Source organism: Brevundimonas sp. EAKA (assembly GCF_000698025.1).
GTDB classification, from domain to species: domain Bacteria; phylum Pseudomonadota; class Alphaproteobacteria; order Caulobacterales; family Caulobacteraceae; genus Brevundimonas; species Brevundimonas mediterranea_A.
On record NZ_JMQR01000093.1, the window covers coordinates 1 to 12,027 of the forward strand.

The 12,027-nt window shown below is 66.7% G+C and carries 8 protein-coding genes; 3 read left to right on the forward strand and 5 right to left on the reverse strand.

Features of this window, described 5'->3' with window-relative positions:
* Window positions 1–36 precede the first annotated feature (36 nt).
* Entirely contained in the window at window positions 37–1,845 is a 1,809-nt protein-coding gene (gene lepA, locus ER13_RS12535; protein WP_035309712.1) for a translation elongation factor 4, read from the reverse strand.
* Between the two features lie 185 nt (window positions 1,846–2,030).
* Between lepA and ER13_RS12540 the strand changes: the two genes are divergently transcribed.
* The 3 genes from ER13_RS12540 to ER13_RS18480 are packed head-to-tail and all read left to right on the forward strand — an operon-like array spanning window position 2,031 to window position 6,793.
* Window positions 2,031–3,176 carry an efflux RND transporter periplasmic adaptor subunit gene (locus ER13_RS12540; protein WP_035309714.1) on the forward strand — a complete coding sequence of 382 codons (1,146 nt, stop codon included), beginning with the start codon at window positions 2,031–2,033 and terminating at the stop codon, window positions 3,174–3,176.
* 9 nt (window positions 3,177–3,185) lie between these two features.
* On the forward strand, window positions 3,186–6,278 hold the full coding sequence (locus tag ER13_RS12545) for an efflux RND transporter permease subunit (protein ID WP_035309717.1): 3,093 nt from the start codon (window positions 3,186–3,188) through the stop codon (window positions 6,276–6,278).
* A gap of 2 nt (window positions 6,279–6,280) precedes the next feature.
* Entirely contained in the window at window positions 6,281–6,793 is a 513-nt protein-coding gene (locus ER13_RS18480) for a hypothetical protein (RefSeq protein WP_155988155.1), read from the forward strand.
* Between the two features lie 40 nt (window positions 6,794–6,833).
* On the opposite strand, the gene ER13_RS12555 is transcribed toward ER13_RS18480, so the two are convergent.
* The 4 genes from ER13_RS12555 to nhaA all read right to left on the reverse strand — a co-directional run bounded on the left by ER13_RS12555 (window position 6,834) and on the right by nhaA (window position 11,814).
* Window positions 6,834–7,088, reverse strand: a complete 255-nt coding sequence (locus ER13_RS12555; RefSeq protein WP_035309722.1) for a hypothetical protein — start codon at window positions 7,086–7,088, stop codon at window positions 6,834–6,836.
* A gap of 148 nt (window positions 7,089–7,236) precedes the next feature.
* A complete protein-coding gene (locus ER13_RS12560; RefSeq protein WP_035309723.1) occupies window positions 7,237–7,554 on the reverse strand; it encodes a hypothetical protein in 318 nt (105 codons plus the stop codon).
* 167 nt (window positions 7,555–7,721) lie between these two features.
* Window positions 7,722–10,358, reverse strand: a complete 2,637-nt coding sequence (locus tag ER13_RS12565; RefSeq protein ID WP_035309726.1) for a TonB-dependent receptor — start codon at window positions 10,356–10,358, stop codon at window positions 7,722–7,724.
* 262 nt (window positions 10,359–10,620) lie between these two features.
* Entirely contained in the window at window positions 10,621–11,814 is a 1,194-nt protein-coding gene (gene nhaA / locus ER13_RS12570; RefSeq protein ID WP_035309728.1) for a Na+/H+ antiporter NhaA, read from the reverse strand.
* Window positions 11,815–12,027 lie beyond the last annotated feature (213 nt).

The window sequence follows — 12,027 nt, forward strand, 5'->3', positions numbered from 1 at the left end:
AGGTTGGTATAAGAGACGGGGGCGGGGCGCTGGAGTCTAGTCCTCGTCCATCTTCAGGGCGGCGATGAAGGCTTCCTGCGGGATTTCGACCTTGCCGAACTGACGCATCTTCTTCTTGCCGGCCTTCTGCTTCTCCAGCAGCTTCTTCTTGCGCGTCGCGTCGCCGCCGTAGCATTTCGAGGTCACGTCCTTGCGGAGCGCGCGGACGGTCTCGCGGGCGATGATCTTGCCGCCGATGGCCGCCTGGATCGGGATGACGAACAGGTGGGGCGGGATCAGCTCCTTCATCTTCTCGACCATGCCCCGGCCGCGCGTCTCGGCGCGGGCGCGGTGGACCAGCATGGACAGGGCGTCCACCGGCTCGGCGTTGACCAGGATGTTCATCTTCACCAGGTCGCCGACCTTGTATTCGGTGATCTCGTAGTCGAACGAGGCGTAGCCCTTCGAGATCGACTTCAGCCGGTCGTAGAAGTCGAACACCACCTCGTTCAGCGGCAGCTCATAGACCACCATGGCGCGGGCGCCGACGTAGGACAGTTCGATCTGCTGGCCGCGGCGGTCCTGGCACAGCTTGATCACGCTGCCCAGGTATTCGTCGGGCGTCAGGATGGTGGCCTTGATCCAGGGCTCGGAAATGGTCTCGATCTGCATCACGTCGGGCAGGTCGGCCGGATTGTGCAGGTCGATCTCGGAGCCGTCGCGCAGGCCGATCTTGTAGACCACCGACGGGGCGGTCGCGATCAGGTCCAGGTTGAACTCGCGGCTGAGCCGTTCCTGGATGATCTCGAGGTGCAGCAGGCCGAGGAAGCCGCAGCGGAAGCCGAAGCCCAGGGCGGCGCTGGATTCCATCTCGTAGGTGAAGCTGGCGTCGTTCAGGCGCAGCTTGCCGATGGCGGCGCGAAGGTCCTCGAAATCGGCGGCGTCGACCGGGAACAGGCCGCAGAAGACCACCGACTGGACCTCCTTGAACCCCTTCAGCGGTTCGGCGGTCGGCTTCTTCTCGTCGGTGATGGTGTCGCCGACGGCGGCGTGGGCGACTTCCTTGATCTGGGCGGTGATGAAGCCGACCTCGCCGGGGCCCAGCTGGTCCACCGGAGTGTTCTTGGGCAGGAAGACGCCGACCCGGTCGATCAGGTGGGTCGAGCCGTTGCGCATCATCTTGACCCGCATGCCGGTCTTCAGCACCCCGTCGAAGACGCGGACCAGGACGACGACGCCGAGGTAGGGGTCGTACCAGGCGTCGACCAGCATGGCCTTCAGCGGGGCGTCGGGGTCGCCCTTGGGGGGCGGGAGTTTGGTGACGATGGCTTCGAGGACATCCTCGATGCCGATGCCGGACTTGGCGCTGCACAGCACGGCCTCGGAGGCGTCGATGCCGATGACGTCCTCGATCTGGGCGCGGACCCGCTCGGGCTCGGCCGCCGGCAGATCGACCTTGTTCAGGACGGGGACGATCTCGTGGTTGTTATCAATGGCCTGATAGACGTTCGCCAGCGTCTGCGCCTCGACTCCCTGCGACGCATCCACGACCAGCAGCGAGCCCTCGCACGCCGCCAGGCTGCGCGACACCTCATAGGCGAAGTCCACGTGCCCCGGCGTGTCCATCAGGTTCAGGACATAGTCCTGCCCGTCCTTGGCGCGGTAGTTCAGGCGCACCGTCTGCGCCTTGATCGTAATCCCCCGCTCCTTCTCGATATCCATATTGTCGAGCACCTGCTCGGACATCTCGCGCGCGGTCAGGCCGCCGGTGAACTGGATCAGTCGGTCGGACAGGGTGGATTTGCCGTGGTCGATGTGCGCGACCACGCTGAAGTTCCGAATGTTCGAGATAGGGGGAGTCGTCATCCGCGCGGCCCTATCACGCGTAGAGGTCCGGGACCAGCGGGCGCGGCGATCCGCGCCCGCTGGCCGTGCTAGATTAAGGCTTTGCAACAATATGTATCCGCGTTTGAGAACGGCTCGCGGACGCGGTATGGGTCGCGCCTCCCGATAACCGGCGCGAGCCGGGGCCTGCAACCGAGGAACTCCCCGTGTCCAAGACGACCCGAAACGCTCTCAACCTCGGCGCCATGGCCCTGTCGGCCTTCCTGCTGGCCAGTTGCGGCGGACATGGCGATGAGAAGACCGAGGAGAAGGCCGCCGGCGGCTCGCGCCAGACCGTCACCGCCGCCACCGTGACCCTGACCAATCTGCGCCGCACCGTCACCGCCTCGGGCACCGTCTCGGCCTGGGAGGAAGTGCCGGTCGCGGCCGAGACCGGCGGCCTGACCGCCGTCGCCGTCTATGTGGATGAGGGCTCCTACGTCCGTCAGGGCCAGCCCCTGGTGCAGATGAACGACGTCCTGCTGCGCGCCCAGCTGCGCCAGCAGCAGGCCCAGGTGCAGCTGGGCGAGGCCAATGTGGCGCGCGACGACGCGGCGCTGGAGCGGGCGCAGCAGCTGAAGGCGCGCGGCTTCCTGTCTCAGGCCTCGCTGGACACCGCCCTGGCCAACCAGCGGGCGTCGAACGCCAATCTGGCCGCCGCCCGCGCCACCCTGGCCCAGACCCAGACCCATCTGGCCCAGGCCACCATCCGCGCGCCCGTCGCCGGCCTGATCATCAGCCGCAGCGTGACCAAGGGCCAGATCATCTCGGCCGGGACCGAACTGTTCCGCATGGTCCGCGACGGCCGGCTGGAGCTGGACGCCCAGGTGCCCGAGACCGAGCTGGCCCAGGTTCGCGCCGGCCAGTCGGCGACCGTGACCTCCAGCGAGGCGGGAACCACCGCGGGCACGGTCCGGATCGTCACGCCCGAGGTCAACGCCAGCACCCGCCTGGGCCTGGCCCGCATCTCGCTGTCGCCCGGCGCCCAGCTGCGGCCGGGCATGTTCGCCCGCGCCGACATCGACGTCGGCGACCAGCCCGCCACCACCGTGCCCACCGGCGCGGTCCTGTATCGCGACAACAAGCCGGGGGTCTTCACCCTGGTCGCCGACGGCCGGGTTCACTTCCAGCCGGTCGTCATCCTGTCGCGGACCGACACCCAGACGGCCGTCACCGGCGTCAATGTCGGCGCCCAGGTCATCGTCAGCGGCGCCGGCTTCCTGAACGAGGGCGACCGCGTCAACATCGCCCAGGCCCCCGGCGGCGCCCGTTCTGCTGGCCCCTCCGCCGCCGCCCAGCCCGCGGCCAAGTAGGACCGACCCATGAACCAGATCTCGTCCTGGGCGATCAAGAACCCGATTCCGATCATCCTGCTGTTCCTGCTGCTGACCCTCGGCGGCGTGGTCGGCTTCATGGGGATGCGGATCAACTCCAACCCCGACATCGACTTCCCGCTGGTCAATGTCACCGCCGCCCGCCCCGGATCCGCCCCGGCGGAAATGGAGGTCCAGGTCACGCGGCTGATCGAGGACTCGCTGGCCGGCCTGTCGGGCGTGCGCCACATCACCTCGAACATCAGCGACGGCGTCTCGACGACGGTGATCGAGTTCGAACTGGGCACGGACACCGACCGGGCCACCAATGACGTGCGCAACGCCATGACCGGCCTGCGCGCCAGCCTGCCCCAGGACATGCAGGAGCCGGGGGTCCAGCGCATCGACATCACCGGCGACGCCCTGATCACCTATGTGGTCCGCTCGCCGACCATGACGCCGGAACAGATCAGCTGGTTCATCGACAACGAGATGAGCCGCGCCCTGCTGGCCCTGGGCGGCGTGGGCCAGGTCAACCGCTCGGGCGGCGTGGACCGCGAAATGCGGGTCGAGCTGGATCCGCAGCGGCTGGCCGCCTATGGCGTCACGGCGGCCGAGGTCAGCCAGGCCCTGACCAACGTCAACAACAACCTGCCCGGCGGCCGCGTCACCATCGCCGGGTCCGAGCGCGCGGTCCGCACCCTGGGCGCCGCCACCTCGGTGGCGCAGCTGCGCGAGACCCTGGTGCCGCTGGGCGACGGCAAGACCGTGCGCCTGGATAATCTGGGCACGGTCGAGGACAAGTGGAGCGAACCGCGCCGCCTGGCCCGCTACAACGGCCAGGAGGCCGTCACCTTCAACTTCCTGCGCTCGCGCACCGCGTCCGAGGTCAAGGTCGCCGAAAAGGTCCGCGAAGAGGTCAAGAAGATCGACGAGGCCCATCCCGAGCTGACCATCAGCCAGGTCACGGCCAGCGTCGAGGAAATCGAAGAGAGCTATCTGGCCTCGCTGGAGGCCCTGCTGCTGGGCGCCGTCCTGGCCGTCATCATCGTCTTCATCTTCCTGCGCGACTGGCGCGCCACCCTGATCGCGGCGACGGCCATGCCGATGTCGCTGATCCCGACCTTCGCCATCCTGGGCCCGCTGGACCAGTCGCTGAACGTCGTCACCCTGCTGGCCCTGTCCCTGACCATCGGCATTCTGGTCGACGACGCCATCGTGGAGATCGAGAACATCGTCCGCCACATGCGCGACGGCAAACCGCCCTATGACGCCTCGCTGGAGGCGGCGGACGAGATCGGTCTGGCGGTCGTGGCCACCACCGCCACCATCATCGCCGTCTTCGCGCCGGTCGGCTTCATGCCCGGCATCATCGGCCAGTTCTTCAAGGCCTTCGCGCTTGCGGCCTGTGTCTCCGTGGCCTTCTCGCTGCTGGTGGCGCGGACCCTGACGCCGTTGATGGCGGCCTTCATCCTGAAACACTCCCACCACGAGGATCGCGACCCGTTCTGGATGGGCGGCTATCTGAAGGCCCTGCACTGGTGCCTGGGCAACCGCTGGAAGGTCTTCATCATCGGCATCCTGTTCCTGGTCGGGTCGATCGCGACCTCGATCGTGGCCAAGATGTCGTTCGAGTTCATGTCGCCCGGCGACACGGCGCGCGCGGCCTTCCAGGTGGAGCTGCCGCCGGGCTCGACCCTGCGCCAGACCGACGCCGTGGTGCAGCAGATCACCCGCAAGCTGGAGGCCCGCCCCGAGGTCACCTCTGTCTATGCCGCCGTCGGCGGCCAGGACGTGACCCAGGCCAACATCTACGCCGACATGGTGCCCAAGGGCGACCGCGAGCTGAGCCAGCAGGCCTTCGCGCGGGTCATGGTCGACGAGATGAAACAGATCCCCGGCGCCCGCATCCGCGCCGGCATCAGCCAGCAGGGCGGCGGTCCCGGCGACGGCACCACCTACACCTTCTCGATCCTGAGCGACGATCCCGTCGCCCTGAACGCCGCGGCGCGCAAGGTGGAGGAAGAAATGCGCGGCGTGTCGGGTCTGGCCAATGTCGTCAACTCGGCCGCCATCGCGCGTCCCGAAATCCTGGTCACGCCGCGTCCGGACGAGGCCGCCCTGGCGGGCGTGTCGGCCGGCGCCATCTCCCAGGCGGTGCGGGTCGCCACCATCGGCGACGTCGATCAGAACCTGCCCAAGTATAACCTGGGCGACCGCCAGATCCCGATCCGGCTGCAGCTGACCGAAGCGGCGCGCGAGGACTTGAGCGTGCTGGAGAACCTGCGGGTGCCGGCGACGGGCGGGGCTTCGGTGCCGCTGAGCGCCGTCGCCGACATCCAGTTCGGCGCCGGTCCGGCCACCGTCACCCGTCAGGACCGGTCGCGCATCGCCTCGATCAGCGCCGAACTGGACGGCATCACCACCGGCGCGGCGAGCGTGGCGGTCAACCGCCTGCCCTCGGTCCAGAACCTGCCCGCCGGCGTGCGCCAGGTGCCGGCCGGCGACGAGGAGTTCATCCAGGAGATGCTGACCGGCTTCGGCATCGCCTTCGCCTCGGGCATTCTGCTGATGTATGCGGTGCTGACCCTGCTGTTCAAAAGCTTCGCCTATCCGATCACCATCATGGCGGCCCTGCCCCTGGCCATCGGCGGCGCCTTCATCGCCCTGGCCATCGGCGGCGCCAACTTCTCCATGTCGGCCCTGATCGGGGTGCTGATGCTGATGGGGATCGCGGCCAAGAACTCCATCCTGCTGGTCGACTATGTCATCATGGCCGAGAAGGACGGGATGCCGCGCCGCGAGGCCATCATGGACGCCGCGCACAAGCGCGCCCGCCCCATCCTGATGACCACCTTCGCCATGGGCGCGGGCATGGTGCCGATCGCCATGGGCATCGGGGCCGACGTCCAGTTCCGCTCGCCCATGGCCATCGCCGTGCTGGGGGGACTGATCTCCTCGACCTTCCTGTCCCTGCTCTACATCCCCGCCATCTTCACCATCGTCGACGACGTGGCCCAGTGGGCGCGGCGCATCCTGCGCCGGTCGACGGCGGGGCAGCGGGAACTGGCGAAACCGCGGCAGGCGCCGTTGGTGGAGTGAGGTTGATCGACCCCTTGCGGACCGTCATTGGGTCCGCAAAGGGTGGTTTTCGGTCATCGCTGGACGCTATTGCTGCGCCGGCCTTTAATGCCGCTATGAAACGGTTGGGTGTCTCGATTTTCGCTGCTTTGATTGTCGGTTCGGGGTGCCGCGCAGTTGAGCGTGCCCCGGAGAGCAACCCGCAGCACTTCGCTAGTCGTGATGGTAGAGCGGAAGCTTTGGCGGACCAGCATGCGGGCAAGCCCATTTTACTATACGGCCATGTGACCGACGGAATTGTCGCGGGGATGCGGTCCACGGTCGCGATTTCAAACTGCGAGGCTACGCACTACCTTCCCGATCTGTTTATTCGCGAGGGGGCGATGAAGTCGGAGGCTGAACTTCAACTGATGGACTCTGCTTTAAAGTTCGCGGCGGACTACAACATGACCACATTTTCAGAACGCCGAGCCGAGGTCTTAGAGCGATGCCCGGATGCGAAGCTAGAGTCTCTGGGGAGTTTCAATGACCGCTAAGGGTCGAGAACAGACGTAGGTCCAAGCGCAGGAAATGGACCTAAGGTCGGCGCTCCTCGCCCGCTGCATATCGCGGCATATCCGCGACGGCGGCGTTGAAAGCCTCGCGGATTTCGGACTGGCTGAAGCCCTTATCCCAGAGTTCCGTCATGAGGTAATTGATCGCTTGTAGAAGCAGCGGGCTATCCGGCCACGGGTTGGCCCGATGCAGGTCCGAGAGGTCCTCGCCGAACTTCCAGATCACGTCTTGGAGCCGGATCTGCCAAGCATCACGAAGATCAGGAGTTTCAGTCATCCGGCAAGCATGATGCTAACAGGCTATGTCCGCAACGGGTCGATCTGCGAAATTAGCCTCCAGCCCGAAAGCAGACCCCCACGCCCGTTGAAATACTGAGTCCCCTAAGCGGACGTCGGGCATGTCTGAGCGGGGTGGAAAGCGGACGTCAGATCACCGCCGCCTCGCATCGCGCCAACAGACCCGAAAGCGCGTCAGTGCTTTTGACGTCACGCTGTTTAGCAGCGGAAAGATAGCGAAGCAGAAGTGCACGCAGCTCGTCAGGTGCTTTCGAGCCACCTACGGGGTTGATCTGCACGTGGTCGCCTATCGCCTTCAACTGGAAGACTTGCCCATCCGGTCCGTAGGCGACCGGGTAGACGCCATCGTTGACATCAATCGCCTCGAGGTAGCCTTCTGCCCCGCTCACTGAAGAGAAGAACAACGCGGGCTCGTCGGCCTCAACGATGAGTGCGATGGTGGACATCAGCGATCATTGCTCTGATGTCCAAAGTCCGCAACGGGTCGAAAGTCGAATTGGGGACCACGTCTGAGACCAGACGTTCCAGAGGCTCAAGAAAAGGGCCGACCGGTTTCCCGGTCGGCCCTTCGTCGTTCCCCCCTTTGAGCCTTACGGCCCGGGCGGCTGGACGATCAGTATTTGACCTTCAGCGTCACGCCCCAGGTGCGCGGGGCGCCCAGGTAGGCGTTGTAGGTCGCCGTGTCGGTGGCGATATTATAGTAGGTGCCGTTCGCCTGCGGTGTGGTGGTGTTGGTGAAGGCCGTGCCCTGCAGCGGAGCGGCGAAGCCGACCTGGGTGTATTCTTCCTGCAGCAGGTTCTGGCCCCAGACGTCGATGGTCCAGCGTTCGTCTTCCGACCCGATGGTGATACGGCCGTTGACGACGGTGAAGGCCTCCTGGTCCTTGTACGGCAGCAGGTCCGAACCGGTGTTGTAGTCGGTCGAATATTTGGCCGACAGGTTGAAGCCGCCGCGCAGGCCGCCGCCCAGCGAGCGGTCGAAGGCCAGGGCGCCGGTCAGCGACCATTCCGGAGCGAACGAGGCGCGGGCGCCCGGCAGCAGGGACAGGGCGGGGAAGCGCGCCGGGTTCGACAGGTCGGCGGCGGTGAAGTCGTTGTATTTGGCGTCCGTATAGGTGACGCCGCCCTGGAACATCAGGCCCTCGACCGGGGTGAACCAGACCATGTCGGCGTCGACGCCGCGCGAGGTCAGTTCCGGGATGGATTCCACCACGAAGGCGGTGCCCAGGAAGGTGTTGAGCTGGAAGTTCTCGAACTTCTGATCGAAGTAGGTGAGGTTCAGCAGCATCGAGCGGTTGAACAGGGTCGTCTTCACCCCCAGCTCGTAGCTGTCCACCGTCTCGGCGTCGAAGAACAGCGAGGCGTCCGGCGTCACCCCCGTCTGCACCCGGTCCATGTTGTAGCCCGCGCCCTTGTAGCCCCGCGCATAGGAGGCGTAGGCCATGACGGCGTCGTTGAACCGGTAGGAGCCCTTGAACGTGCCGCTGATGTCGGTGTCGCTGAACTTCTCCTGGATCCGGCGATTGTCATAGAGCGGGTTCGACCAGGGCAGGCACAGCAGGCCCACAGCCGCGGCCGGGGTCCCCACATTGACGGTGCCGGGGATGGCCGACGGCGCGCGGTTGGCCGGATTCTGGTTCGCCAGGGCGCCGCCGCAGGCCGCGCCATTGCTTCCCAGATTGTCCTGAACCCCCAGCAGACGCTTGCTGTCATAGGTGTAGCGCAGGCCCAGGTTCAGGTCGAAGGCCTCGGTCACCCGCCAGGTGTTGTTGGTGAACAGGGCCACCGATTCCGACCGCTGGGAATAGTGGTCCTCATAGGCCTTGCCCGCCGCGAAGGTCGGGGCGGCGGCGCTGGGCGCCACGGCGCCGACGACGCAGAGCGGGGTGTTCGGCGCGGCGGCGGTGACCAGGAAGCCCTGCGGATTGGTGAAACAGCCCAGGCGGCTGGGGCTCGGTCCCCCCACGGCGGCCGGCAGGGTCGCCGTCAGCAGGAAGGAGGCGAAGCCGTTGTAGTCCGCGCCGTAGGAATAGGAGTCGTCGCGATAGACGCCTTCCTTGGTGGCGAACAGGCCGACCAGCCAGTCGAACTTGTCCGTCGTGCCCGCCAGGCGGAATTCCTGGGTCAGGTTGTCGACGCCGTAGCCGTTGGACCCGTCATTCTCGCGGTGAAGGATGTCGGCGCCCGTATAGTCCAGGTCCATCCCCTGCTGGAACGACCAGTCGCGCCACGAGGTCTGCGACGTCAGGGTGGCGTTCAGGCTGGGCAGGTCGATGGTGGCTTCCGCCGACAGGCCCATGTCCTCGATCTCTTGAGGCGTCTCGCGGTTCGAATAGGCGGTGCGGCTGAAGGGCACCGTGCCGAAGCCGGCGACGGGCGGCCGCTGGCCGGGGCCGTTGGGCGCGGCCAGGGCGGCGATGAAGGCCTGGGTCGGGCCGACGCGGGTCTGAACCGCCGAGCAGCAGAATTCGTCACGCTTGGTGTAGTCGGCGATCAGGCGGATCGACACCTCGTCGCTGGGCAGGATCAGCAGCTGGCCGCGACCGGTCCAGTAGTCCTGGGTGTTGTCCTCGGTCAGGGTGCGCGGGCCGTCGCCGACGTTGACGTCATAGAAGCCGTCGCGTTCGCGGTGCGCCACGAAGATGCGGCCGGCGATCATGTCGCTGAGCGGGCCGGTCGCCGAGACCGAGCCGCCCATGGCGCCGTAGTTGCCGGCGGTCAGTTCGGCCGAAACCGACGGGTCGAACGACGGGCGTTCGGTGATGATGTTGATGACCCCGGCCGAGGTGTTCTTGCCGAACAGGGTGCCTTGCGGCCCCTTCAGCACCTCGATGCGGCTCAGTTCGCCCAGGTCGCCGAAGCCGACCGAGTTGCGCGAGCGATAAACGCCGTCGATCACGACGCCGACCGAGGATTCCAGACCGGGGTTGTCGCCGACGGTGCCGGCGCCGCGGATACGGACCGTGGTCGAGGCTTCCGACTGGGTCGAGGTCACGGTCATGCCCGGAGTCAGGATCTGCAGATCCTTGATGTCCTGCACCCCGGCGCCGTCCAGCACTTCCTGCGACAGGGTCGTGACCACGATCGGCACGTCCTGCAGGCTCTGTTCGCGCTTCTGGGCGGTGACGATGATGTCGTCCACGCTGGTGGGCGCCTCCTGGGCGGCGGCGATCCCGGCGAAGCCGAACACGGCGGCGCCGACGACGGCGGCGGACACGGTGGTCCGGAGATAGCGGTTAGTGTGGCGCATGAAAGCGTCCTCCCGGCTCTGAAGCCCGGTCACGCGGAGCGCGACCGCAGCGTTTCCTAGTTCCCAATCGACGCGCCTCTGCGTGGAGACGCGTTCAGTACCGCGAGGCTAAGCCCGCTTGGGCGTGAGCTACAAGCGAGCGTTGTTACCCGCGACGATTTTTCGCCGCAGTTCGACCTTCCTGTGACAAGGAAGAGACAGAAAACGCTTACGCTAGGTCAGTTTTTGCACCGCGGTCGCGGCTTTCGCGGCGAAAACGGGGCTATTCGCCCCCGACCTTCGACCGGGTCCGGCCCGCCAGACCCAGAACGACAGCCGCCGCCACGGCCGACAGGATCGAGCCGCCGATGACGCCCAGCTTGACCTCGACCTGTTCGGGCGAATCGACCGCGCCGGGGAAGGCCAGGACGCCGATGAACAGGCTCATGGTGAAGCCCACGCCGCACAGCAGCGACACCCCGTAGACCTGCAGCCAGGTGGCGTCGGTCGGCCGGGCGCCGATCCTCAGGGCCGAGGCCAGCCAGGCCATGCCCAGCACGCCGATCTGCTTGCCGAAGAACAGGCCCAGGGCGATGGCGACGACCAGGGGCGCGAAGGCCTGGTCCATCGTCAGGCCGGCGAAGGAGACCCCGGCCTTGGCGAAGGCGAACAGGGGCAGGACCAGGAAGGCGTTCCACGGATGCAGGTCGTGCATCGCCTCCTTCAGCGGGCTCTGGTGATCCTCCTTGCGCGCCGCGATCGGCACGATCATGGCGAAGGCCACGGCGGTCAGAGAGGTGCTCAGCCCCGACAGGACCGTCAGATACCAGACCGCCGCAAAGCCCAGCACCCAGAAGGGCGTCGGGATCCGGATCCGGTGCGCCACCAGGCCGCCGACGGCGATCAGGCCCAGGGCCCAGAACAGCGGCGCCCAGTTGGCCCCCTCGCTGAACAGGACCGCGATCAGGGCGATGGCCCCCAGGTCGTCGACGATGGCCAGGGTCAGCAGGAAGACCCGCAGCGACGACGGCAGCCCCTTGCCGACGAAGCCGAAGATGGCCAGGGCGAAGGCGATGTCGGTGGCCAGCGGAATGGGCCAGCCCGCATGGGGCGCCCCCATCGTCGCCGACAGCAGCAGATAGACGGCGGCCGGCCCGGCCATGCCGCCCAGGGCCGCCAGCACCGGCGTCGCCAGCTTGCGCGGGTCGCTCAGCTCGCCGCGCACGATCTCGTATTTGATCTCCAGCCCCACGACGAGGAAGAAGATCGCCATCAGGCCTTCCTTGATCCAGTCGGAGATCGATTCCTCCAGCCGGATCGGACCGATCTGAAGCACATGATAGCTCTTCAGCCAGGTGAAATAGTCCGCCGACCAGGGCGAGTTGGCCACCAGCACCGCCGCGATGGCCGCCAGGGCCAGGGCCGAGCCGGACGCGGCCTCGGTCTTGAGGAAGTCGAGAGTCAGTTTGCGCGCCACGGCGGCCTCCGATCGAAAGGATGAGCTGTCGTGACGCCAGGTTATCGACGGGCGTCGGACCGGGTTCGCCGCTTCATCGTGTGAAGACGGCGCCGGCCTGGCCGCAAGCGCAGCCTGATGTCTGCCGACAAGAATACGGCATGGGCCCAGAGGTTCAACCGAAACCGTCACCATAGGCGACTTGCGAAACAGATGCGGCGGTCGCACCTAGCC